Origin of the sequence: Halapricum salinum (genome assembly GCF_004799665.1) — an archaeon.
Taxonomy (GTDB): Archaea; Halobacteriota; Halobacteria; order Halobacteriales; family Haloarculaceae; genus Halapricum; species Halapricum salinum.
This window is the reverse complement of record NZ_CP031310.1, coordinates 1,954,398-1,977,747: the sequence shown is the minus strand read 5'-3', so window position 1 is coordinate 1,977,747 and position 23,350 is coordinate 1,954,398. Positions and strand designations below refer to the sequence as shown.

Here is a 23,350-nt window from a genome sequence, read left to right as displayed (position 1 = left end):
CCGTTCGACCCGAAACGCTCCCCCGAATGACGAGTCCCGTCGCCGTCTGTCCCGAGCATGGCCCCTGCGAGGGCGAAACGTGTCCCGTCTGTGAGCGATCGCTCGAGCCCGTACTCTCGGGCGCTCGCAGACGACAGCTCTCGAAGTTCCTCAGCGGCGCACTCCGACATTTCCCCGACGATGTCGGAATCGAACTCGACGAGGGCGGCTGGACCGACTCGGACTCGCTGGTGGCGGCCGTCGAGCGCAAGTACGACTGGGCCGACAGAGCGGCAGTCCGGGCGGTCGTCACCACCGATCCGAAAGGGCGATTCGAACGAGGCACGGTTTCGAGCGGCGCGAGAAACCGCGATCGCGAACGGGGAGCGCGCCGGCCCGTGAGCAGCGACGATCGAATCCGCGCCGCCTACGGCCACTCCGTCGCGGTCGATCTCGAAGCCGGCGAGATGCCCGTTCCCGAAACGCTCTATCACGGGACCGCACCGCGGAACCTCGATGCGATCTTCGCCGAGGGACTCAAGCCGATGAATCGCCAGCAGGTCCACCTCTCTGGGACGGTCGAAGCGGCCCGAGAAGTGGGGTCGAGACACGCCGACGAGCCCGTGATTCTGGAAGTGGACGCGGCCGCGATGCAGGAAACGGGTCACGAGATTACGAAGCGTGGCCGCGAGGTGTTCACGACCGATCGCGTCCCCCCGAGATTCATCGAGCGTCGGTAGTCGCTCGAACGACCAGCGTCCGCCCGAGCACGTCCCCGAGACGCTTGCCGTCACCGCGATAGAAGAGGATCACTGTCGCGACCGTCCAGTAGCCCAGGCCGTCGATCAGTCTGAGGGCGTTCCGGACGAACGAGCCCCAGAGTCCGAGCGGCTGACCGTCGTCGGCGACGACTCTGAGATCGAATCCCCGTTTGCCGAGGGTTGTCCCGAACAGCCACTCTAGCAGGAAGTGATAGGTAAAGGCCGCGCCCATTAGCGCGAGGAAGATCGGCGTCCGATTCGCGGGTGCGAGGACATCGACGCCAGCCACGGCGAGTGGCCCGACGACGAGCACGAGGACGACGACCTGATCGCAGAGAAACGCGGCCGTCCGCGGGAGAAACGGTGCTGGCGACGGTGTCTCGGACACGTCTCTGACGGGGGACCGCAACGATTTGAACGTGACGCCGGACGCCAGGGTATGCCCTCGACACGTCCGACTGCCAGCGGTGGCCGGGAGCGCGTGCGAGACGCGACCGCAGGGAGCGTCTCGATTGCGAACGGGGAACGCAGTGACCCGTGAGCGCGCGACCCGGGGAAGGGCAGGCCTGCTGCTGTAGAGTTGGCCAGCATACGGCGACAGAGTCGCCGTTTCTCCGGAATCGCCCTCCCAAGGCGATTCCGGCTTTTTTCCCCAAGTTTTTGCGCCGCGGGTCGCGGGCGACGCCCGCGACCGAATGCCGTTGCGGCGAAGCCGCAACGCTGTTCCCGCAGCGCGCTCTACAAAGCGCGCGAGGAAACCCGAGGCGGAAAAAGTGGTTCCTAGTAGGAACGGAGTTTCTCGATCCGCTTTTCGGTCGGCGGGTGCGTCGAGACGATCTTCGAGAGGAAGCTCTTCGATTCGCCGAAGATACACAGCGCGCTGGCCTCCTCACTGACCTTGCTCCGGCTGTGGTCGGTGTTGCTGATCTTCTCGAGCGCGCGGGCGAGCGGGTCGCCCTGGCCGATCGCACCGGCAGCGTCACTGTCGGCGACGTACTCGCGGTAGCGCGAGATCGCCAGCACGAACAACATGACGAGGAACTGAACTATGTTCCCGACGATCATACCGAGGAAGAGGTCGGCGATGTCGTTGTCGCCGGCGAACATCACGGCGAACTGCGCCACGAGGCCGACGATCGTCGCGATCCCCTGGCCGATGACCATCATCACGACGTCGCGGTTCTTGATGTGGGCCAGTTCGTGGGCGATCACGCCGTCGAGTTCCTCTTTGTCGAGCAACTGGATGAGCTGTGAGGAGACGACGACGACGCCGGCACCCTTTCGACCGACGGCGAAGGCGTTGGGGACGCCCATGTCCGCGATCATCAGCCGGGGCTTGTCGATCCCCATCTCGTCGCTCAGCTCCTCGACGGTCCGGTGGATCTCACGGAAGCGCGGGTCGTCTTCCGGCATGTCCTGTGCCCCGACACTCTTGAGGGCGCCCCACTTGCCGATCTTGTACTGTGCACCGATCAGCAGGACGCTGCCCACCAGGACGGCCGCGAGAACGGTCATCGTCCCACCGAAGGTCAGGTAGAGCAACCCTGCAACGAGGGCGTAGAATCCGAACAGGATCGATCCGACGACCGCCATTCGGAGTTTCAGGCCTGGATGTCTCATTGTACCGGGGGTTGGGCGCTGACCCGTATAAATTTCGTGGCATCGGCAGTGGTGTGCCAACAATAGCCATGAGTGGGCGTTACATTCATAAATGAGAACGAACAAGCGTGAGTGTGGTACACTATGTCGATGGGTGCATTCGACGAAGACGAATACGAACGCCGTGAGCGGAAAAACAGCGAGGTCGACGCGAGTTTCGACGACGAGCGGACGACCTACCACGGCAAAGTCGAGTACGACAGCGGCGAGTCGACTGAGGACCTCCTCGATCAGTTCGAAGAGATCAAATCGTCCTGACGGGAATTCGGTCTCGGCCCGAGTTCGTGAGTGGCAACACTACCCGCGAAGAAGACTTTTCCACTCCCAGCGCCAAGCACGTCCGAATGTCGACACAGCGCTGTGACGGCTGTGACGAGCGGACCCGTATTGCCGGCGGAATCAGCGACTTCTGGAGTCAAGCCGGCGGCTCCAGCGGGGGCGTCGACCTCGAACTGGCCGACGGCAGCGAGCACTTCCTCTGTTTCGACTGCGTCGAGCGACTGCCCGACGACCGCGAGGCGACCGCCGCGGACGTCGAAGCACTGACAGTCGAGTAGTGGTCGTAGTGATTATTGTAACGATTTACCGGTACGACCGTCCGCTGTCGGGCGATCGATCCGGAACAGACCTACAATAATCACTATCAGGCGTCGGGGCCCAGGTTCTCGGAGAGAACTGCAGAATTCCCATCGCTATCACCGACCCAGACGAGCATGAGTTCGTACGCGTCGGAAACGTCCTCGACGGTAACGCTCGTCCCCGCGGAGACCTCGGTCACGCCGTACGCTGCCCACGACCTGTCGATGGTTCCGTTCCCGGTGGATCCGCGGACGTAGAGATTCGGACCGTCGATCACGTCGCCAGCCTGGTGAGTAATGGTCACGGACTCGCCGTCGTAGTCCCAGTTGAACGACGCTTGCGGAGCGACGGGCGCAGTGCTCTCGCCAATCCCCAGCACGAACGAGCCGACGACGGCCGCGAGGATGAGCATCCCACCTTCGGCGACCAGGTCGACGCTCCCGCCGTAGGTGACCGTCACGGTCGAGCCCGACTGTGTAACCCCGACTGCATCGAGGTGCTGCTCTGGGTTCTCGATGTACTGCTCGACTTCCGGGTACTGGTCGAGCTGCCCTTCGGCGAGCGTGAGCGCGGCGTTGGCCTGCTCGGCCATCCGGGCGGCCGAATCCGAGTCGGCCATCGACACGTCCATCCGAAACGTTCGCGTGTCACCGCTGGCGGTGAGCGAGCCCGAAACCATCGTTGCGTCGTCGACCGCGGACAGCTGCTCGTCCCCACCGAGATCGGCGTCACTGACGTCAGCCGCAAAACGCATCATCCCAGCGGTGTCGGCGTAGGCGTCCGCGAGCGCCCCGCTGACTGGCTCGGCGTCACCTGCGAGGACCGCAAGGACCGAGTCGATCGTCGCGCTCTCGGCCAGCAGGAAGCGGCCGTCGGCGAGCGCGACCATCCCCTCGCTCCCCTCCTCGTCGGCGTAGATCGTATGACCGCTCTCGGAGCGACTGGTGAGCGTGGGCCCCTCACTCTCGACAGCCGTAACGATCTCCTCCTCGCTCCAGTCGGCCTCGAAGAGCAGTCCGGCAGTCGATCCAGACGGATCCGAGAAGAACTGCGCCCACTGCAGACCCCTGGGATCGAGGCCGATCTCCGACTCGGCCATCGAGAGCGCCTGCTCGTAACTCTCGATCGGGAGCTCGGCCGAGCGCTGCTGCTGGACGAGTTCCAGTGCCCGGTCGAAGCTCCGGCGGACGAGTTCGCCGTCGAGCAACGCCCCGGTGTCGAGAGAGACGACCGCGCTCGCGTTCGACGGGACGACGTCTACGCTGCCGCCGCCACCACCACTCGGGCCGTCGCCGTTGTCGCTGCTCGACCCACTGTCCAGACAGCCAGTCAGTGCCGTGAGAAGGCCTGCTCCGGCCCCAGTCTTGAGTGCTGTCCGCCTCGTTACGCGTCGTTCTGCCATACAAGAAGCAGCCCGGAGTAGGAATAAAACTGTTACGCCGACGACCGCTACGTTTAGGGCGGCCCCGCTCTCCCACTTGAGTGTGGACCCGTCTCGTATCGAGGAAGCCTTCCCTGCGCCCGAATACCGCGGAGCCCAGAAACAGGCCCTGTCGGACATCCGCGCGGCGTTCGAGGCCGGCAACGACGTCGTCCTCGTTCGCGCACCGACCGGCAGCGGCAAGTCCCTCCTGGCGCGGGCCATCGCCGGCTGTGCTCGTGAGGGCAGTCAGGCCTCCGCGAGCCAGCCGATCGACGCCTTCTACACGACGCCGCAGGTCTCGCAACTGGACGACGTGGCCTCCGATTCGCTGCTCGACGATCTGTCGATCATCCGCGGGAAGAACAACTACGACTGTATTCTGCCGGGAGAGACCGACACTCCCGTCGACCAGGCACCCTGCGTCCGCGAGCGGGAGTTCGACTGTCAGGTCAAGCACCGCTGTCCGTACTTTTCTGACAGGGCGATCGCGGCCAACCGCCGGATCGCGGCGATGACCCTCGCCTATTTCATGCAGACCGCCGGCAGCGATGTCTTCGGCACCCGCGACGTCGTCGTCATCGACGAGGCCCACGGTCTGGGCGAGTGGGCCGAGATGTACGCCACCATCGACCTGCGACCCGATACCGTTCCCGTGTGGGACGCCCGCAAACCCCCGAACGTCGAGGATCTGGAGGACGCCGCCGCCTACGCGCAAGGGTTGATTCAAGCTGCCGACCGCCGGCTCTCCGAACTCAGAGGCAACGCCGAGATCGACCCCGAAGAGGCCGCAGAACGCGACCGCCTCCAGCAGTTGCGGTCGGACCTGAAGTGGTTCCGCGAGGAGTATCGCGACCCCGAGGCCGCGACGACGTGGGTCGTCGACCAGCCCGACGGCGAAGGATCGTCAGTAACGATCAAACCACTCGACCCCGAGCGCTTCCTGGGCCATACTGTCTGGGATCGTGGCAACAAATTCGCACTCCTCTCTGCCACGATCCTCAACAAGGACGCTTTCTGCCGGAACGTCGGGCTCGATCCCGAACGCGTTGCGCTGGTGGACGTTCCCCACACCTTCCCCGTCGAGAACCGGCCGCTGTACGACGTCACCCAGGGAAAGATGACCTACGAACACCGCGAGGAGACGCTGCCGAAGATCGCTCGTGTTCTGGTGCGGATCATGGCCCACCACCCCGACGAGAAAGGGCTGGTGCACTGCCACTCCTACGCGATCAAAGACGAACTGGCGCGCCTGCTGTCGGAGTTCGGTGTCGGCTCACGGATTCGAAGCCACGAGAAAGAAGACCGGGACGGGCAACTGGCGGCCTGGCAGCGCAGCGACGACCCCGACGTCTTCCTCTCGGTGAAGATGGAAGAAGCCCTGGACCTGGAGGGTGATCTCTGTCGCTGGCAACTGCTCTGCAAGGCCCCCTATCCGAACACCCGGGATTCAAGAGTCGCCCGGCGACTGGAAGACGGCCAGTGGGGCTGGTACTACCGCTCGGCCCTCAGAACCGTGATCCAGGCCTGTGGACGGGTCGTTCGTGCGCCCGACGACTACGGGGCGACATACCTCGGGGACGACTCGCTGCTGGACCTGTTCGAGCGCGCTCGAACGGACATGCCCGAGTGGTTCGCCGAGCAGGTCGACCGCATGACGGCCCCGGATCTCCCCCAGTTCGATCCCGGTGCAGCGACGGCCGGGACGAGCACGCGGTCGCGACGCTCACGCGGGCAGTCGCGGACGCGATCGCAATCCTCCAGTTCGGGTGGCTCGTCACGGTCGGGAAGTCGCTCGAAACGGAGCCCGATGGCCGACGTCTGGGACACGGAGTAGCGAACAGAAACGTTCACGTCCGGGGACCGAATGCTCACAGGCGTGTCTGTTGCAAGTATCGTTATCGGTGGTGTGCTGCTCCTGATCGGGGGTGGAATCGGGTACTATGGATACGGGAAGTTCCGGGTGGCACGTGCGATCAAGTCGACGCCGGATCACATCGAGGACTTCGTCGTCCAGCAGCCGAATCTCCGGCCGCAGTTCGACCAGTCGGTCGGTGTCGATATGGGCAACAAGGACGGCGACCGGCGCTATTACGAGGGGACGGTTCAGGACGGCGACTCGGTGTACGTCCTCGGCGACGTGCACCCGACGGCCGAGGGCGGAACGGTCACGGGACCGTCGGACGGCGTGATCCAGCCACCCGAAGGTGACGGGCTGTTCGTCGTCTCGACGCTCTCGGAGTCGGAACTGTTCCGGTGGACGCGCTGGCAGAAGCTCGCGCTCGGCGTCGGAGCGATCGTCGGGCTGTTCGGGCTTGGAGCCGTCCTCAGCGGCGTCGCTGGACTGTTCTGAGGGAGGAGGATCGATCGCTGTTCGAGGATCGCGTCGAAGAAGGCCGGATTCTGGTCAGACGGGAGTGGAGTCGCGAACCGGAGGACGATAATTCCGATCCGAGATGAATCGGAACTCGAAACCAGCCCGAGTTCGTCGAGCAGTGTCAGATCAGGGTCACGGCGTACGCGATCGACGAGCCGAGCATGAGCACGACCAGAACGATCGCGACGATCTGTTGACGGTCCATACGGGCAGTCCGAGAGCAGCACAATTAGGTTTTTCGCGACGACACGAAGCCTCGCGCTCAGTGTCACTCCAGTCGAGCGTCTACGACGACGTGGGCGACGCCCTCGCTGTAGCCTTTGACGCGGCGGGTATCGAGAACCTCCACAGTTCGGTCCTGGGCCGTAGCGGCCGCCTCGATCCGTTCGATCGGGCGCTCGAAAACGAGAGTCTCGGGCGTCGCCTCGTGAACGTGGATGATCCCGCCGGGTGCGAGCGCGTCGATGGCGGGATCGAGATAGGTGTAGCCGCCCTCGTCGTCCGGTTCCGTCGCGTCGTAGTAGCCCATGACGATCCGATCCACAGTCGAAGCCTCGCCGAACGAGTCGAGCCCCTCCGCGAGGACGTCGCGGTTGTCCGCGCGGTACGCCTGCACGTGGTCCTGAACCCCGTTTCGCATCGCGTTTTCGAGCAGAAACTGGAACGCTGTCGGATTGCGCTCGATGGCGATCGCCTCCGCGCCCGCGGCGGCCATCGGGAGCGTGAAGTAGCCGATTCCCGCGAACATGTCGAGGACGCGCTCACCCTTCCGTACTGTGTCGCCCATGTGTTTGCGCTCGGCCTTGTTGCCCGGCGAGAACATGACCTCGGCGAGGTCGAGTCCGTACGCGATCCCGTGCTCGCGGTGCACAGTCTGGGTGTCGCCCTCCCCAGCCAAGACCTCGACGTCGGGTTCACGGTGGGTGCCCGAGATGGGGCCGCGAGCCAGCACCGTGTCGGCCTCGCCGTGCATCGTGAGGAGGGCCGCGCCGACCTCCTCGGGTCGGGGTGCGTCGCCGATGTCGACCAGAACCACAGAGCCGATGACCGCCCAGGACCCGGGTGCAGTGTCGAGTTCCTCGTCGGTCCAGCCCCGCTCTCGAAGGTGGTCTTCGAGCGTGCGGAGGCGGGGCTGGCCGACCTGCTGGACGACCTCGCGGTAAGCGACGGTCTCGGGCGCTTCCGTCACAGGGATCGCGACGGCGTCCGCGCCGTGTTCGGCGACGCTGCGGTCGGCGTCGTAGACGCCCTCCTCCTGCAGGGCGTCGATGACGTCCTGAGCGCGGGGCTTGGCGACGACGATCGCCAGCCGGTCGTCGTTCATTATCGGTCCAACGGGATCACAGAGAGAAACGGTTTCGATACGGCACTACTGGCTCTCGAACTGGGCATCGTATCGATTGTACAGTATCACAAACGCGATCAGAACCAGCCCACCGCCGACCACGACGCCGATCCACGCACCGTACGGGACGTCCCACTCCAGGAACACGGTCGCGACAGTCCCGCCACCGAGAGAGATGAGGAAGATAATGACGAGACCGAAGATCGTCCGCGTGAGCAGGCCCTGTTCTATCGGATTCTCTGCCATAGTACCAGAACGATCGGCTCAGTACTAAATCATGGCGGGTCGATTCGGGCCCGACTCAGACCGTCGAGTCGTCAGCTGGGAGCACGTGCAGTCCAGCACGACTCTTCAGCACCGGAATTTGATCGGCCTCGGTATCGAGGTAGTCCGGTCGGGGGATCGACTTCGTCTCGTAGGTCTCGGGATCGAGCACCTGGACGGCGTGGTCGTCCTCGACCGCGACGAGCGTCGTCTCGACGCCATCCTCGACCATCCCCAGGCGCTCGGCATCAGGCGCGTCCTCGTCCTCGAAGGAGGCCTCGTACTGCTCGCCCGAGGCCAGTCGAAGCCCCTTGAGATTCCCCTGAACGCTCTTGACGAGCACCGGACCGTCGCCGTCTTCGGGGTCGATGATCTCGCCCGAGCGGTATCTGGGCAGGCGGACGGCGTACGTCACCCGGTAGAGTTCGTTGCCGTCGCTGTCCTCGGAGATCAGCCGCTCGGAGTCCGAAAACGAGCCGCCGAGTTCGCGGACGACGTGCTGGGCGATCCCCTGGCCGAGTTTGTTGGTCGAAATTTTCATGTTCAGGCCCTCCTCGACTTCGCCGACCTCGGTGATGAAGGCGTCCCGATCACCGGTCTCCTCGCGTTCGGCGACGTAGGCCTCGGCGATCGCCTGGGCGCGTTCGAGTTCATCGCTCGTGGGCGTGCGCTCGTCGGCGCGGATCTGGACGATACTCGCGAACGAGCCGCCGGCGATCTTCCCGCAGCGCTTGCAGGTTTCCTTGGCGATCTTGACGGGCACGACGACCTCCTCGGTGACCGGCGTCTCGCGGATCACGCCCGAGAACTGGCAGTGCATCCGGATCGTCGTGGCGTCGACCTGTTCGGGGGCGACCTGCCAGGAGACGCTCTCGGCGTCGACGTGCACTCCGAGGGCCTCCGAGACGGCCTCGACCGCGATGTCGGTGTAGTCTTCGGCTCCGACGTCGACCCAGCGATTCCCGCGGTGGACTGCCCCACAGCGGGCACAGACGCGGATGTGAACCCGGTCGGGCGCGTCCACGAGGTCGAACTCGTCGAAGTAGCAGGCGTCACAGAGCACGCTGTCGGGGTCGCGCTGGCCGGGGCTGTCCGGTAACTCGACCCCGGACTCGCGCTCGATGGGGTCGCCACAGCGGGGACAGAACTCGCCCGATCGACTCATTGGCCCGTCGTACGTGGCTGGCGCGTTTAAGCGGCGTGTTCTGCTGGCGGCATCAGGACCAGCATACGCCGCCGGAGGCGGCGTTTCACTGCTGACGAAGCCGAAGGCTGAGTCAGCAGGTCGTTTTTCCCCAAGTTTTTGCAAGGAGAGGTTCGAGCGCGCCGGAGGCGGGACTCGAACCCGACGCAGTAAAAAGTGGAAACTAAGTGGTCTAGTAGGTGTCCACGTTCGTCCCGACCGAACAGACGTACTCGCCGGTCGCAACCTGCGGAAGGCGCCGAGTCCGCCAGAGAATCCCGTTCGAGTCGGCGGTCACGACATCCTTCTTGGAGCCGAAGACGTCGGTGATCGTATAGAGGGTATCGCCGCGCGTGACTTCCTCACCGAGATCGACTTTGAAGTCGACGAGCCCGCCGGCGGGCGCTCCGTACTGGTCGAAGCCGCTGGCCCGCGTTTGCGTGGTGAGTTCGACCTCTCCCTGGAGGAAATCGTAGTAGTCGAGCACGTTCCACAGCCCCTGGACACCGTACTGGATACTCTGTTCGTCCCAGCCGACACAGCCGCCCAGTTCCGGGTCGATCGTCGGGATTCCTTCGTCGGGGGCGGCGCGGGCGAGCTGGCCGTCGGGGCCTTTCTGATCGAGGACGTGGCCGCAGTCGAAGACCTTCGCAAGTTCGAGACAGGCCTGGTGGCGACGGTGGCGCCGCCCACACCGCACGCGGACCTCGTTGATCATCCGGCTGGTCGACCCCTGGTGGAGGTCGACCACCAGATCCGCCCGCGTGGCGGCGTCGAAGGTCGCGGCGGCGATCCGCTCGGTCGACGTCCCGTCGGCGTCACCGGGGTAGGCCCGGTTCATCTTGGTGTCGTCGATGGGGTTGCGGTGCTCGGCGACCTGGAAAGCGTGGTAGTTGACGATCCCCGTGATCAGGATCGTCCCCGACAGCTCCGTGGGATCGAGCTGCGGGACGAACCGCTGGAGGACGCCGACGCCGTTGAGTTCGTCGCCATCACTGGCGGCCTGGACGTAGAGAGTCTTGCCCGAATCAGCGCCGTTGATCACTGCCACTGGCAGCCCGACGTCGGTCCCGTCGCGCGTCTCGCCGACCCACAGCCGCCCCGTGTCCATCTCACCCGGGGCCGCACTCGCCGTACCGAGACTCGTCATTACTAAAATTGGGCAGACGGACCGTCTTAGGCGGTTCGGTTCCGTCTGTAGCGGTTGCAAGCACGCGTGGACGCTGTATCGGTGCGATTTTTACGCTGTCGCTCCTACGAGCGGGCGTGTCGAACGATCGAGCCGAGTCAGGTCGGGCACGCTTTCTGGACGCACTGAACGTCCGCAAGCACGCGCTTCAGGGATTCGTGTTCGCGACTGTCGTCACGATCGTCGTCTTCGCGACCTTCGTCGGCCTCCCCAGCGAGGCCGGGTTCGGATCGAGTGTCTGGTACGTCGGGCTCGCCCTGTCGTTGTTGCTGGCGCTCGGTGCGCTCGTGACGACGATCCTGGTCGCGCTCCGAGCGCGACGTCTGGCAAAAGATCTCTGATAGCAGCGAGCGTCGCCTACGACGCCAGTTCCGAGAGTCGCGACGCGCCGCTTCGAGTGCCTTTCGCGAGAAGGATATCTCCACCTTCGATCTCGGTCGCCGCCGTCGGCGAGATGACCCAGTCGCTACCTTCGCGCCCGGTGCGCTGGCTCTCGCGGCCGGCGTGGCGGACCGCGATGATACGCATTCCCGTCTCTGTCTTGACTGCCGTCTCGCCCAGCGTCGTGCCCGCGAGGTCACTGTCGGGTTCGACCGATACCCGGACGATCACCTCGTCGCTCTCCTCGACGGCCGCGGCGACGACTGGATGCGTGCCGATCCCCATGAGGACGCCCTCGCTGATCTCCAGGGCGGCGTCGGAGATGACCTCGGTCGAGCGGCCGAGGTGGACCAACCCCCGGAGGTTGATCGGCTCGTCGACACGACTCGCCGAGCGGAGGGTCCAGGCCTCGAAGCGCGACTGGAGGGCGTCGACCTCGGCCTCTAGCTCGCGGACCTCTTCGGCGACGGCCTCGCTGTCGAACAGGACCGATCCGTAAGCCAGATCGACCGCGAGTTCGCTCATGTTCTTCATCAGGACGATCGAGTCGACCGCGCGTTCGAGGTCGTCGAACTCCTCGGTCGGCGGCTCGAGCGTCTCGTAGGTCTCACCGGTCACGTCGGTGTAGACCCTGTCGAGTCCGTCGGTAGGTCCCCGCAAGAGCGCGACATCGCCGGCCTCGATCGTCGTCTCGGCGTCGGGGTTGAGTAGCCACTCGCCGCCGCGGCGGATCGCGATAACGCGGACGCCGGTCTCGGTTTCGAGGTTGATCGCTCCGAGCGTTCGACCGACGTACGCAGAGTCGTCGACGGCTGTGGCCCGGACGAGTGTCTCGATCGCCTCCGGAAGGGCAGCCCGCATCGCTTCGGGCAGGCCGATGTCTTCGAGGACGATCTTGGCGATATCGCCGGCAGCGTCGCTGATCTTTTCGGCCGCACCCACGACGCCGAGAACGGGCGCGAGCGCCTCCGCGTCCTCGGGATTGCGCGCGGCCATCAAGAGGCTCATCCGGGCGCGGAGGTGGAGCACGTCCATCCTGGCTTCGAGGTCGAGCACTTCCTCGGCGATGTCGTCACTGCCCAGCAACACCGCCGAGTAGGAGAGATCGATCAGCAGCTCGGCGGTGTCTTTCATCTCGGCCAGCACGTCCTTGACGCTGACCGGTTCGTAACCGACCTCCTCGTCCATAGGATGGCGATTCGCGGGCAGTAGAAAAAAGCGTTCGGCCGGACGCCGGCATCGGGGGGTAGAATCGGCCAAATCCAGCCACTCGACGAGATATCACCCTCGATTCTGCCCGATCGTCGGAGAAATAGCCGAAATTGTGTTAGTTTCGATCCGAAACAGACAGTCACCAGACGGGCGAACGACAATGTTTTTCCCCCAAGGTCGAGACCTAGAAGGTATGTCAGACGACCTCAAGAAGGGTCTGGAAGGTGTCCTCGTCGCCGAATCAGCACTGAGCGACATCGATGGCGACGCTGGACGGCTCATCTACAGGGGCTACACGATCGAGGACCTGGCACGTGAGGCCAGCTACGAGGAGGTCCTCTATCTCCTCTGGCACGGGGAGTTGCCCGCCGCAGACGACCTGGAGACGTTCGCCGAGGAGATGGCCGGCTACCGCGCCGTCGACGACGGCGTTCTCGATACGGTCGAGGAACTCGCAGCGGCCGAAGAGAACCCCATGGCCGCACTCCGGACCGCCACGTCGATGCTCTCGGCCTACGACGACGCCGGCAATGAGCCCGGGGACCGGGAGGCCGATCTCACGCGCGGAATGCGGATCACCGCGAAGATGCCGACGATCGTCGCCGCGTACAAACGCCTGCGCGACGGCGAAGCGCCCGTCGAACCGCGAGAAGACCTGAGCCACGCCGCGAACTTCCTGTACATGCTCAACGGAGAGGAGCCCGACGATACTCTCGCGGAGGTGTTCGACATGGCCCTCGTCCTCCACGCTGACCACGGAATCAACGCCTCGACGTTCGCCGCGATGGTCACCGCCTCGACGATGTCGGACATCTACTCCTCGGTGACGAGTGCGATTGGAACGCTCAAGGGCGGCCTCCACGGCGGGGCCAATCAGAACGTCATGCGGATGCTCAAGGAAGTCGACGACAGCGAGAAGTCGGCGGTCGAATGGGTCGACGACGCGCTCGAAAACGGCCGGCGCGTCCCCGGGTTCGGCCATCGCGTCTACAACGTCAAGGACCCACGGGCGAAGATCCTCGGCGAGAAGTCCCGCGACCTCGGCGAGGCTGCCGGCGACTACAAGTGGTTCTCCATGAGTCAGGCCATCGAGCAGTATATGGCCGAGAACAAGGACCTCGCGCCGAACGTCGACTTCTACTCGGCGTCGACGTACTACCAGATGGGCATCCCGATCGACCTCTTCACTCCGATCTTCGCGATGAGCCGATCCGGCGGCTGGATCGCGCACGTCCTCGAATATCAGGAGGACAACCGTCTCATCCGCCCGCGAGCGCGCTACACCGGCCCGAGCGACGCCGAGTTCGTCCCCGTCGACGAACGGTAATGGAAGATATCCGACGGCGAAGCCGTCGGTTCACTGCCGTCGAACAGCGTGAGACGGCAGCCTTTTTCCCCAAGTTTTTGCGAGGAGTGGTACCCGCAGCGAGCGCGAGACTCGAGCGGAGTGAGAGTCTCGTACGCGCGAGCGGGGAGCGAAGTGACCCGCGAGCGAACACAGTGAGCGAGGATACCCGACGAGGAAAAAGTGGTAGATAACCGTCTCATCCGCCCGCGAGCGCGCTACACCGGCCCGAGCGACGCCGAGTTCGTCCCCGTCGACGAACGGTAGGGGGATGCTCGTCTTCGTCTACGGCACGCTGACCGACAGCGGACGCGTCGCACAGATTCTCGACGACTTCTCGTACGCCGGCACCGCGACCCTCTCGGGCCTCCACCGCGTCGACGGCGAGTACCCGACGCTCGCACCCGGCGGCAGCGTCGGCGGACGGCTACTCGAAACCGACGAGATCGAGCGCCTCGACGCATACGAGGGTGTCGATCGCGGACTCTACATCCGCGTCTCGGTGCCTGTCGAGGGGGCCGAGACACCGACGCGGGCCGCCGTCTACGTCGGCGACCCGGACGCGCTCGCGGCTGACGCCGACTGGCCGAGCGCCGCGCCATTCCCGGATTGCGTGGAGCGATACCTCGACTCCCGCGAGCCATCTATCAGGATTAATTGATCTATCAGACGGCCGTTCGCCGCGCGTCTGACGCGTGCCTCATCCGACTTCAGTCTTGCACTTTCACTTTCAGTCTGCTTCCATCGGGTTTATGTTCATCCCGGCAGTGTCTCTATTTGCTGTCACACGTTTCACCCTCTCCTTCCCACACACCTAACAGCCCAGCGGCGCAACTCTCCCCCATGCTGTCGCTTTCGGACGTGCTGGCTGCGCGCGATCGGGTCGCCGAGACCGCCCGGCACACGCCACTGGACTACTCACACACGTTCTCGTCGATGACAGGCGCGACTGTCCACCTGAAGCTAGAGACGTTCCAGCGGACGGGCGCGTTCAAGATCAGGGGCGCGACCAACCGGATCGCGACGCTCAGCGAGGCCGAGAAAGACGCCGGCGTCGTCACCGCGAGCGCAGGCAACCACGCCCAGGGCGTCGCGCTGGCGGCCACGCGGATGGGCGTCGACTCGAAGATCGTCATGCCCGAGCACGCCCCCATCTCGAAGATCGAGGCCACCCGCAACTACGGGGCGTCGGTCGTTCTCTCGGGTGAAGACTACGACGCCGCGTCCGAGCGCGCTCACGAGATCGCCCGCGAAGAAGGGCGGACGTACGTCCACGCCTTCGACGACCCGATGGTGATGGCCGGTCAGGGGACGATCGGTCTGGAGATCTACGAAGATCTGCCGGGCGTCGAAACCGTCGTCGTCCCGATCGGTGGCGGTGGCCTGATTTCGGGAATCGCCACGGCGCTGAAAGGCAAAGACGAGGATATCCGCGTGATCGGCGTGCAGGCCGAAGGGGCCTCCAGCGTCGCCCAGTCCCTGGAGAAAGGCGAGGTCGTCGAGCGCGAGGGCGTCGAGACAATCGCCGACGGGATCGCGACCCGCAAGGTCGGAACCCAGACCTTCGAGATTATCCGCGAGCGCGTCGACGAGGTCGTCACCGTCAGCGACTCCGAAATTGCGGTCGCGCTGACGAAACTGCTGGAGCGCTCGAAGACCCTCGTCGAGGGGGCGGGTGCGGTCCCGCTGGCGGCGGTGCTGTTCGAGAAGTTCGACTTCGAGGAGGACGAGGTGATCGTTCCCGCGCTCTGTGGTGGTAACATCGACCTGAACGTCCTGACGACGGTGATCATGCGCGGGTTGATCGAGACGGGGCGGTATCTCCGACTGAAGACGGTGCTCAAAGATCGGCCGGGGTCGCTCGAACAGCTCGTCGAAGTGATCTCAGAGCAGCAGGCCAACATCTACGCGATCGAGCACGACCGCGCGTCGCGGGACATCGCGATGAACGACGCCGAGGTCGAACTCGATCTGGAGACCAAGGGGCCGGAGCACGTCGATGAGTTGATCGACGCGCTGAAGAGACACGGCTACGAGGTGGAGGTGCTGGTGTGAGAAGGGGGACCATGTCAATGGATTCGTCGACTCCGCTACCGTCGGTTTTCTCCGGGGCGACTACTCCAGCCGCACGTTGTCGAGGACCCCCGCAGCGTTGGTCTCCCAGACGATGTTGAGGCCGACGGCGATCAGGCCCTCGCCGTCGTGGTCGACGTCGTACTCGTAGGTCTTCCATCCTTCGTGGTCCCACAGCGAGTTGCTGCGGTCGAAGTCCCTCTCGACGAGGCCGTCCTCGGGGACGGGGCCGGCGTAGGTCGCGACCTGCAGGACCGTGTTGAACGACTCCTGCTCGCTGTAGCCGTCGACCTTGAGCGTCGAGACCTCCGAGAGGTCGGCCTCCTGCTGGACCCAGATGGTTCCGTCGTCGGCGCTGCCGTCGAGAAAGCCGAACAGGCCAGTATCGCCCTCGGAGGCGCGGTCGGTCGTCACCTTGATCTCCGAATCGACCTTCTGGTCGGGGTTGTTGGGGTCGGCCGGCAGATCCTTGCCCTTCGTCCAGCCCTCCAGATCCGACTCGAAGCTCCCGTTGACGAGCGCTGCACCGTCCGCCGGATCCGACGGCGGCTCTGTCGTCGGCGGTTCGGTGGTCGGCGGCTCTGTCGTCGGCGGTTCGGTGGTCGGCGGCTCGGTCGTCGGATCACTACTCGGTGGGTCGTCGGTCGCCGGATCGTCGGTGTTCGGAGGCGATTCGCCGCTGCTAGCACAGCCGGCCAGGAGCGCGGCGGCCGAGGCCGTACCAGCCAGGAAGTGGCGTCGGTTCACACTCGTACCGACACACGGGATTCAAAAAGTGTCGACGTATGCTCAAATAGCCGTTTGATCCGTTCAGGGAATCAGTTGCTCGCCGTCGTCGTCGTAGACCGTGATGGCGTCGACTGGGCAGGCCCGGGCGGCGAACTTCGCGTCGAGTTCCGTGCCGTCGGGCACCTCGCGGACGAACAGATCCTCCTCGACTTCCTCGCTGTCGGTCAGGACGGCTTTGCCGGCGTCCTCGTCTCGCTCGAAGGCGTCCCACTCGGCGACACACTGGAACATCCCGATACAGGTGTCGTAGTCGTACTCGACTTTCATACCGGGCGTTCGACCGAGAGACACAAAGCACTGGCGGGCCGGAGTGCGACAATTTAAACCTCAAGAAGGCCCAACGACGGTTCAATGGACGTCGCGGACATCCCTGCGGTCCCCGAGTGGCTCCCCGAGCACCTGCAAGCGGAGGGTATCGAATCGCTGTACCCGCCGCAGGCCGAGGCCGTCGACAGCGGCGTCACCGAGGGCGAGAACCTCGTTGCGTCGATTCCCACAGCGAGTGGCAAAACCCTCATCGCGGAGCTGGCGATGCTCGCAAGCGTCGCCCGCGGCGGGACTGCTCTCTACATCGTCCCCCTGCGCGCGCTCGCGAGCGAGAAACACGCCGAGTTCGAGCAGTTCGAACAGTACGGACTCGACGTCGGCGTCTCGACCGGCAACTACGAGTCGGAAGGCGGGTGGCTCTCGGGCAAGGACATCATCGTCGCCACGAGTGAGAAGGTCGACTCACTCGTGCGCAACGGCGCGGGCTGGCTGGACGATCTCACCTGTGTCGTCGCCGACGAGGTCCACCTGGTCGACGACGCCGAACGTGGCCCCACCCTGGAAGTCACGCTGGCGAAACTCCGGCGGATCAACCCCGATCTCCAGACTGTGGCGCTCTCGGCCACGATCGGCAACGCCGGCGAACTCGCCGCGTGGCTGGACGCCGAACTGCTCGACTCGGAGTGGCGGCCGATCGACCTCAAGAAGGGCGTCCACTACGGGCAGGCCCTCCACCTCGAAGACGGCAGCCAACGCGAACTCCGGGTTCGCGACGGCGAGAAAGCGACGGCGGCCATCGTCCGGGACACCCTGGAGGACGACCGCGACGCCGACGGTAACGTGGTCGAAGAGGGCGGCTCCTCGCTGGTGTTCGTCAACTCTCGCCGGAACGCAGAAGCCGCGGCCGGCCGACTCTCGAACACGGTCGCGAACCACCTCGGTCCCGACGAGCGTGCCGAGTTGCAGGGGGTCGCAAGCGAGATCCGCGACGTCAGCGATACCGAGACCAGCGACGATCTGGCCGACGCCGTCGAAGGTGGGGCCGCGTTTCACCACGCTGGGCTCGCTCGAGGCCATCGCGAACTCGTCGAGGAGGCCTTCCGCGACCGCCTGCTCAAAGTGGTCTGTGCGACGCCGACCCTCGCTGCAGGAGTCAACACCCCCTCGCGACGGGTCATCGTCCGGGACTGGCGACGCTACGACGGCACCGCCGGTGGCATGCAGCCCCTCTCGGTACTGGAGGTCCACCAGATGATGGGGCGTGCCGGCCGGCCCGGACTGGACCCCTACGGCGAGGCCGTCCTCCTCGCCAACAGTCACGACGAACTGGACGAGCTGTTCGACCGATACGTCTGGGCAGATCCCGAACCCGTGCGCTCGAAACTGGCGGCCGAACCCGCCCTGCGGACGCACATTCTCGCAACCGTGGCCTCCGGGTTCGCCAGCACGCGCGAGGGCCTGCTCGAATTTCTGGAGGCGACCCTCTACGCGAGTCAGACCGACGAGGGCGGCCGCCTGGAGACGGTCGCGGACGAGATGATCGAGTACCTGGAACGGAACGACTTCCTCGAACGGGAGGGAGACACGCTCACGGCCACGAACCTCGGTCACACCGTCTCCAGACTCTACCTCGATCCGATGAGCGCCGCGGAAGTCATCGACGGGCTGGAGGCCGCCGACGAGCGCCCGAGTGCGCTCGGCCTCTACCATCTCGTCTCGCGGACGCCGGACATGTACCAGCTCTACCTCCGTTCGGGCGAGGACGAGGAGTACACGATGCTGGCCTACGAGCGCGAGACGGAGTTTCTGGGAGCGATGCCCAGCGAGTTCGAGGACAATCGCTTCGAGGACTGGCTGTCGGCGCTGAAGACCGCCCGCCTGCTCGAAGACTGGGCCAGCGAGGTAGAGGAGGACCAGATCACCGAGCGCTACGGCGTCGGGCCCGGCGACATCCGCGGGAAGGTCGAGGCCGCCTCGTGGTTGCTCGGCGCAGCCGAATCCCTGGCCGGTGAACTCGGGCTGGAGTGGACGCCGGCGATCCGCGAGGCTCGTACCCGGGTCGAAGACGGCGTCAAGGAGGAGCTGATCGATCTGGCAGGTGTCCGCGGCGTCGGTCGAAAACGCGCGCGGCGGCTGTTCGAGGCCGGAATCGAGGACCGTTCGGACCTCCGAGAGGCCGACAAATCGATCGTCCTCGCGGCGCTGCGCGGACGGGAGGGGACAGCCGAGAACATCCTGGAGAACGTCGGCCACCGCGATCCCTCGATGGAGGGCGTGGAGCCGGACCCCGATGCCGAACCGGTAGTCGAGAACAGTGGGGACGCCGCCGGAGACGACACCGCGGAAGACCAGGCCAGCCTGGGTGATTTCTGATGGAGCTGGTCGACGGAATCCTGAACGTCGACGATCTCGATGGCTTCCTCGCCCGACTCGGGAAGATCGGTGACCAGCACGGTGTCACGATCCAGGCGTTCGACGCCCGCTACGTCGTCGACCGCGCACACCTCGAAAAAGCTGTCGAACTGACCGATCGGGCGTTCGAACGCGGTGAAAATATCGCTGACGACCGCGCCGTCGAGATCCTGCTGTACGCCGCGGGTCGGCGCCAGATCAACCGCGCGCTCGAACTCGGCGTCGACACCGGGGAATGCCCGGCAGTCGTCGTCGTGGACGGAGCAGGCGACGAGGCGGCAGCCGCCGACGCTATTCGAAGACTCGACGTCTACGAATCCGCCGCGACGCTGGGCGAGTACGACCCCGATCGCGTCCGCGAGTGGTTCGACCTCGGCGAGCCCGAACTCGCGACCGGGGCGGACCTGTCGGAACTGGTCCGCGAGCGAGTGGCCTTGCTGGTCGTCGAGAAGTGATAGTGATTACTGTAGCGATGTACCACTGCGACCGAACGACGGCAGGGGGTCGATGTGGAACAGACCGACAGTAACCATTATGAGTCCCGAAACGTCATAGCGGCGGGGTCCATAAAGAGGGTTGATGACCCAAGCCGAGTCGCGAACGCGCGATCTGACGCCGGACGGGCACGATCCGGTGTCGGTCAACTATCTACAGGCGGGCGAGGGCCCGCCGGTCGTCTTGCTCCACGGGATCGGTCTCGACGCTGCGAACGTCTCCTGGCGACATACGATTCCTGCTCTCGCCGGCCACCGGACAGTGTATGCACTCGATCTCCCCGGCCACGGCGATAGCGACAAGCCCCGGACCCGGTACACGACCGACTACTTCGTCGACGTGCTCGACGCATTTCTCAGTGATCTCGGTCTCGACAGTGCACCGCTGGTCGGTGTCTCGATGGGCGGTGCGGTGGCGCTGGGCTACGCACTCGACAGCGGCACGCCAGAGCGACTCGCGTTGCTGGACAGTTACGGACTCGGCGGAGACGCCTACTGGCGACCGGCGGCGACCGGCGTGCTGTGGACGCCCGGACTCGGACAACACCTCTGGAGCGGCGTCGGCTCCTCGAAGACGTCGGTCCGGTCGAGCGTCGCCGGCCTGGTCGGCGGGACGCCGAGCGAGGCGCTCGTCGGCGACGTCTACGAGGCCGTCCAGGATCGCGGAACAGTGCGGGCGATGAGGTCCTGGCAGCGCAGCGAGTTCCAACCCACGGGGCTGAAGACCGACCACTCGGCTCGATTGGAAGAGCTCGACGTCCCAGCGCTATTGATTCACGGAGCGGACGACCCACTGTTGCCGCCGTCGTGGTCGCGAGCGGCGCATCGTCACCTGCCGAACAGCGATCTGCACGTGCTGTCGGGCGTCGGCCACTGGCCGACCAGGGAGCGACCAGAGGAAGTCAACCGCCTGCTCGCCTCGTTTCTCGCGACCGATGGGCCGGCGAGCGACTAGCAGGGTCCGCCTCGAAATCGGTCCTCAGGGCGAGACGCCCTGGATCCGATCGAGGACGGTCACGACCACCGCGTGCGGGAGCGTCAGGACCGCCAGCAACACGAGGTAGACGCCGGCGACGTCTGCGACCGTGCCGGGTTCGGTGGGTACCAGTACTGCGATGGCACCGAACAGCACCAGCGCACCGGCAGTCATAGGGAGTGCGTCCCTGGTGAGACGGGTCAGTACGCCGGTCGTCGACCCACGTGCTAGTGCCGACGCCGCGGTGTCGTCGATCGCGACCAGGCGTGCGAGATGGCGCAGCGAGTGCCAGACGACGAAATAGAGTCCGATCGCCAGGATCGGCGGCACGCTCAGGAAAAACACCCACAGGAGGATAGTTTCGACGACGTCGATCCGCCAGGCCGGCCGATCGCCGGCGACGCGATACCCCCACGCCAGCGTGGCAAGCGTCAGCAGGCCGAACCCGACGCCCAGCGCCAGTCGAGCCTCCGAGGAGAACAGCGAGGCGATCCAGTCGCCGCTGGACCCGAACAACCCGACCACGGTCGCGAGGACCGACTCGTAGGCGTCGGGAAACCAGATCAAGGGCACGAGCATAGGAAGGCCGCCGCGGACGAACAGCGTCAGGCGGTTGACCCACGGGTTCTCGAGATGCGCAGCGTCGGTGACTAGTGCGAGATGTGCCCGATCACCTTGCCCCCAGTGAAACCACGTCAGCAGGACGAACCCGACGAACGACGCCGTTGGAGCGACGAGCCACGCGACCCCGTAGGCACTTGCGAGCAGCAGGTACCAGCCGCAGAAGACCACGAACCGGCGGGCAGTCAGCGACTCCGCGCGCGCTCGTGGGAGCGTGAGGTGATCGAGCGCGCCGTGCGGGAGTCCCAGGAGCAGGACCGTCGCCAGCAGAATACCGTACTGGACGTCCGTGGGGAGTCGAACGCCGAGAAGATGAACGGCCGCGGCCGTAGCGAGGACGACCCAGATCGGTCGGGCCGTCACTTCCAGCAAGCGGTCCCGGACGTCTCTGCGGACGTTCACTGCTGCCATCGTTCGATCACCCACGGATAGAGGACGATCCCCTGGACGACGAACAGCGTCGTTACGAGGAAGAAGGCCCCCTCCTCGATCGGGAGCCCACCGACGGCCAAGCCGGTCGTGTACCGCTCAGAGATCGTCCAGATCTCTTCTTCGATCGCGATGCGGTCTGCGACCGCGAAGTACATGGCTGGCACGAGCGTCCCGACGGCAACGAGTCGCCAGCGAGCCAGCAGATACGACCACCCGACAGCCCACTGGAGCGCGAGGACGGGCCCGGCCCACGCCAGGATCGCACCCATGTAGTAGGTGGCGTCCCGCGTGAGCATCGCCAGGCCGACCGTCCCGACAGCGATTCCAGCCAGGACGCCGAGCGAGCGATCCGGGACCGTCATCGTGATGGCGTCGTCGGGCCACTCGAACGACGTCGAGACGATCGCCAACCACAGCGTCGCGACGATCGGCAACAGCAGTATAAAGAGGTACTCCTCGATCGGTGCGAGCCAGAGCCGTCCGGCGACCGTTCCCTCGCCGTACCACCAGACGCCGCGATGGATGAGATAGTTGTCCCACGGCGTGGTGTAGACCAGCGCCAGCAGGACGATCGCGAAAAACGGGAGTGCGCGGACGACCTGTCGCGGATCACCACGACGCCGGCTAGCGACGACGGCGAGCGCGACCAGCGCGGGAACGACGAACACGGCGTGGAAACCGGCGTACGTGAAACCTACCATGTCGGTTGAACCGTCGTCTCACAATTCGAGTGGGTGGGGATACGCCTTACGCAGGCGCGGCCTGTGAGGTCCCCGCATCGTCGAGGACGCTGTGACTGCGCAGCAGGATGATGCCGAAGCCGACCTTCGCGGTCAGGTCCAGCACCATGAACCCGGCCGTCTCGATCGGCAGGCCGACGACACCCAGTCCCTCGGTGCCGACGATCCACCAGACCGGGTAGACGAACCAGATCCCGACGATCATGTACCGCAACGTGTTGAACGTGCTCTTCGTCTGCCCCGACAGCTGTGACGCCCTGTCTGCGAGCCCACGGAACAGGTAGAAGATCAGCGCGAGGAAGAACCCGCAGCTGACCCCCCACCAGATGATTCGGTGGGCACCGATACCGATACTGTCGTTGACGGGCGAGACCGTCAACGTCGCTACCAGACCGGTCAGGATCATCATCACGTCCAACCCGACCAGCGTCGCGATCGTGTTACGGTCGGCTCCTGCGAGCAGCGCGAGGTCGTACAGCAACAGCGGCGTCGTCAGGATCCAGTCAGTGTACCGCGGCCAGTAGATGAGCAACTCGGTTTTGTCACCGAGGAACTCGGTTCCGACCAGCCACGGCGCGATATCTGTGAGATCGATCACCCCGAACCCGGTCGCCATCGCCAGATAATTTGTGAACGCGATCCCTGCGATGAACGTCGTTACGATGTAAAATTTCTGTCTGCGTTCGTCTTTGACGTTGTACCCCCTGGCGATGAAGTACAGCATCCCCAGGAGCATTCCTGCCGTACCGATCCAGAGCCATGTGGTTTCGCTGCCTTGCGCCATGGTACATTATATCATAAGGAAGAATTGATAATATACGATATCCCAAACTGTTGGGGCCCGAAGTAAAC

At 65.0% G+C, this 23,350-nt stretch carries 25 protein-coding genes; 12 read left to right on the top strand and 13 right to left on the bottom strand.

What is annotated here, in order from left to right:
• The first annotated feature begins 26 nt into the window (after window positions 1–26).
• On the top strand, window positions 27–719 hold the full coding sequence (locus tag DV733_RS09910; RefSeq protein WP_049994844.1) for an RNA 2'-phosphotransferase: 693 nt from the start codon (window positions 27–29) through the stop codon (window positions 717–719).
• Here DV733_RS09910 and DV733_RS17120 read toward each other — a convergent pair.
• Both DV733_RS17120 and DV733_RS09900 read right to left on the bottom strand, forming a co-directional pair.
• Window positions 703–1,128, bottom strand: a complete 426-nt coding sequence (locus tag DV733_RS17120) for an RDD family protein (protein ID WP_049994845.1) — start codon at window positions 1,126–1,128, stop codon at window positions 703–705. The two genes, DV733_RS09910 and DV733_RS17120, sit on opposite strands and share 17 nt — an antisense overlap.
• Window positions 1,129–1,520: 392 nt before the next feature.
• Window positions 1,521–2,360 (bottom strand): M48 family metallopeptidase, encoded by an 840-nt coding sequence (locus DV733_RS09900; protein ID WP_049994846.1) that lies wholly within the window; start codon window positions 2,358–2,360, stop codon window positions 1,521–1,523.
• A 123-nt stretch (window positions 2,361–2,483) separates the two neighbouring features.
• On the opposite strand from DV733_RS09900, the gene DV733_RS17335 reads away from it, so the two are divergent.
• Both DV733_RS17335 and DV733_RS09895 read left to right on the top strand, forming a co-directional pair.
• On the top strand, window positions 2,484–2,657 hold the full coding sequence (locus DV733_RS17335; RefSeq protein WP_237560522.1) for a DUF5786 family protein: 174 nt from the start codon (window positions 2,484–2,486) through the stop codon (window positions 2,655–2,657).
• Between the two features lie 86 nt (window positions 2,658–2,743).
• On the top strand, window positions 2,744–2,956 hold the full coding sequence (locus DV733_RS09895) for a DUF7561 family protein (RefSeq protein ID WP_049994847.1): 213 nt from the start codon (window positions 2,744–2,746) through the stop codon (window positions 2,954–2,956).
• An 86-nt stretch (window positions 2,957–3,042) separates the two neighbouring features.
• On the opposite strand, the gene DV733_RS09890 is transcribed toward DV733_RS09895, so the two are convergent.
• Entirely contained in the window at window positions 3,043–4,380 is a 1,338-nt protein-coding gene (locus DV733_RS09890; RefSeq protein WP_049994848.1) for a type IV pilin, read from the bottom strand.
• 82 nt (window positions 4,381–4,462) lie between these two features.
• Between DV733_RS09890 and DV733_RS09885 the strand changes: the two genes are divergently transcribed.
• Both DV733_RS09885 and DV733_RS09880 read left to right on the top strand, forming a co-directional pair.
• Window positions 4,463–6,235 carry a helicase C-terminal domain-containing protein gene (locus tag DV733_RS09885; protein WP_049994849.1) on the top strand — a complete coding sequence of 591 codons (1,773 nt, stop codon included), beginning with the start codon at window positions 4,463–4,465 and terminating at the stop codon, window positions 6,233–6,235.
• 42 nt (window positions 6,236–6,277) lie between these two features.
• Window positions 6,278–6,751: a hypothetical protein gene (locus DV733_RS09880; protein ID WP_161569348.1), complete on the top strand. Its 474-nt coding sequence runs from the start codon at window positions 6,278–6,280 to the stop codon at window positions 6,749–6,751.
• Between the two features lie 292 nt (window positions 6,752–7,043).
• On the opposite strand, the gene DV733_RS09875 is transcribed toward DV733_RS09880, so the two are convergent.
• The 4 genes from DV733_RS09875 to DV733_RS09860 all read right to left on the bottom strand — a co-directional run bounded on the left by DV733_RS09875 (window position 7,044) and on the right by DV733_RS09860 (window position 10,717).
• The gene (locus DV733_RS09875) at window positions 7,044–8,099 is read right to left on the bottom strand and encodes a class I SAM-dependent methyltransferase (RefSeq protein ID WP_049994851.1); all 1,056 of its coding nucleotides are present in this window, start codon (window positions 8,097–8,099) and stop codon (window positions 7,044–7,046) included.
• Between the two features lie 45 nt (window positions 8,100–8,144).
• Window positions 8,145–8,366: a hypothetical protein gene (locus DV733_RS09870; protein WP_049994852.1), complete on the bottom strand. Its 222-nt coding sequence runs from the start codon at window positions 8,364–8,366 to the stop codon at window positions 8,145–8,147.
• A gap of 55 nt (window positions 8,367–8,421) precedes the next feature.
• A complete protein-coding gene (locus DV733_RS09865) occupies window positions 8,422–9,549 on the bottom strand; it encodes a 60S ribosomal export protein NMD3 (protein ID WP_049994853.1) in 1,128 nt (375 codons plus the stop codon).
• Between the two features lie 211 nt (window positions 9,550–9,760).
• A complete protein-coding gene (locus tag DV733_RS09860; protein ID WP_049994854.1) occupies window positions 9,761–10,717 on the bottom strand; it encodes a succinylglutamate desuccinylase/aspartoacylase family protein in 957 nt (318 codons plus the stop codon).
• Window positions 10,718–10,833: 116 nt separating this feature from the next.
• Between DV733_RS09860 and DV733_RS09855 the strand changes: the two genes are divergently transcribed.
• On the top strand, window positions 10,834–11,097 hold the full coding sequence (locus tag DV733_RS09855; RefSeq protein WP_049994855.1) for a DUF7536 family protein: 264 nt from the start codon (window positions 10,834–10,836) through the stop codon (window positions 11,095–11,097).
• A gap of 16 nt (window positions 11,098–11,113) precedes the next feature.
• Here DV733_RS09855 and DV733_RS09850 read toward each other — a convergent pair whose 3' ends face one another.
• Window positions 11,114–12,325 (bottom strand): potassium channel family protein, encoded by a 1,212-nt coding sequence (locus DV733_RS09850; RefSeq protein ID WP_049994856.1) that lies wholly within the window; start codon window positions 12,323–12,325, stop codon window positions 11,114–11,116.
• A gap of 217 nt (window positions 12,326–12,542) precedes the next feature.
• Here DV733_RS09850 and citZ point away from each other — a divergent pair, with 217 nt between their 5' ends.
• From citZ to ilvA, 3 genes are all read left to right on the top strand, one after another.
• Window positions 12,543–13,676 carry a citrate synthase gene (citZ, locus tag DV733_RS09845; protein ID WP_049994857.1) on the top strand — a complete coding sequence of 378 codons (1,134 nt, stop codon included), beginning with the start codon at window positions 12,543–12,545 and terminating at the stop codon, window positions 13,674–13,676.
• 289 nt (window positions 13,677–13,965) lie between these two features.
• Window positions 13,966–14,355: a gamma-glutamylcyclotransferase family protein gene (locus tag DV733_RS09840; RefSeq protein WP_049994858.1), complete on the top strand. Its 390-nt coding sequence runs from the start codon at window positions 13,966–13,968 to the stop codon at window positions 14,353–14,355.
• 182 nt (window positions 14,356–14,537) lie between these two features.
• Window positions 14,538–15,749: a threonine ammonia-lyase gene (gene ilvA / locus DV733_RS09835; RefSeq protein ID WP_049994859.1), complete on the top strand. Its 1,212-nt coding sequence runs from the start codon at window positions 14,538–14,540 to the stop codon at window positions 15,747–15,749.
• A 60-nt stretch (window positions 15,750–15,809) separates the two neighbouring features.
• Here ilvA and DV733_RS09830 read toward each other — a convergent pair whose 3' ends face one another.
• Window positions 15,810–16,514, bottom strand: coding sequence for a twin-arginine translocation signal domain-containing protein (locus DV733_RS09830; RefSeq protein WP_049994860.1), 705 nt, complete (start codon window positions 16,512–16,514; stop codon window positions 15,810–15,812).
• A 63-nt stretch (window positions 16,515–16,577) separates the two neighbouring features.
• Window positions 16,578–16,823 carry a ferredoxin gene (locus tag DV733_RS09825; RefSeq protein ID WP_049994861.1) on the bottom strand — a complete coding sequence of 82 codons (246 nt, stop codon included), beginning with the start codon at window positions 16,821–16,823 and terminating at the stop codon, window positions 16,578–16,580.
• Window positions 16,824–16,907: 84 nt separating this feature from the next.
• Between DV733_RS09825 and DV733_RS09820 the strand changes: the two genes are divergently transcribed.
• The 3 genes from DV733_RS09820 (at window position 16,908) to DV733_RS09810 (ending at window position 20,684) form a co-directional block, all read left to right on the top strand.
• Window positions 16,908–19,196: an ATP-dependent DNA helicase gene (locus DV733_RS09820; protein WP_049994862.1), complete on the top strand. Its 2,289-nt coding sequence runs from the start codon at window positions 16,908–16,910 to the stop codon at window positions 19,194–19,196.
• Complete coding sequence (gene cgi121 / locus DV733_RS09815) at window positions 19,196–19,690, top strand: KEOPS complex subunit Cgi121 (RefSeq protein ID WP_049994863.1); 495 nt, start codon at window positions 19,196–19,198, stop codon at window positions 19,688–19,690. The genes DV733_RS09820 and cgi121 overlap by 1 nt, the downstream gene beginning before the upstream one ends.
• A 124-nt stretch (window positions 19,691–19,814) precedes the next feature.
• Complete coding sequence (locus tag DV733_RS09810) at window positions 19,815–20,684, top strand: alpha/beta fold hydrolase (protein WP_049994864.1); 870 nt, start codon at window positions 19,815–19,817, stop codon at window positions 20,682–20,684.
• A 24-nt stretch (window positions 20,685–20,708) separates the two neighbouring features.
• Here the strand turns inward: DV733_RS09810 and DV733_RS09805 are convergent, their stop codons facing one another.
• The 3 genes from DV733_RS09805 to DV733_RS09795 are packed head-to-tail and all read right to left on the bottom strand — an operon-like array spanning window position 20,709 to window position 23,234.
• Window positions 20,709–21,737, bottom strand: a complete 1,029-nt coding sequence (locus tag DV733_RS09805) for a Brp/Blh family beta-carotene 15,15'-dioxygenase (RefSeq protein WP_049995349.1) — start codon at window positions 21,735–21,737, stop codon at window positions 20,709–20,711.
• Window positions 21,725–22,459 carry a lycopene cyclase domain-containing protein gene (locus DV733_RS09800; protein WP_049994865.1) on the bottom strand — a complete coding sequence of 245 codons (735 nt, stop codon included), beginning with the start codon at window positions 22,457–22,459 and terminating at the stop codon, window positions 21,725–21,727. The genes DV733_RS09805 and DV733_RS09800 overlap by 13 nt, the downstream gene beginning before the upstream one ends.
• Window positions 22,460–22,505: 46 nt before the next feature.
• Complete coding sequence (locus DV733_RS09795; protein ID WP_049994866.1) at window positions 22,506–23,234, bottom strand: bacteriorhodopsin; 729 nt, start codon at window positions 23,232–23,234, stop codon at window positions 22,506–22,508.
• Window positions 23,235–23,350 lie beyond the last annotated feature (116 nt).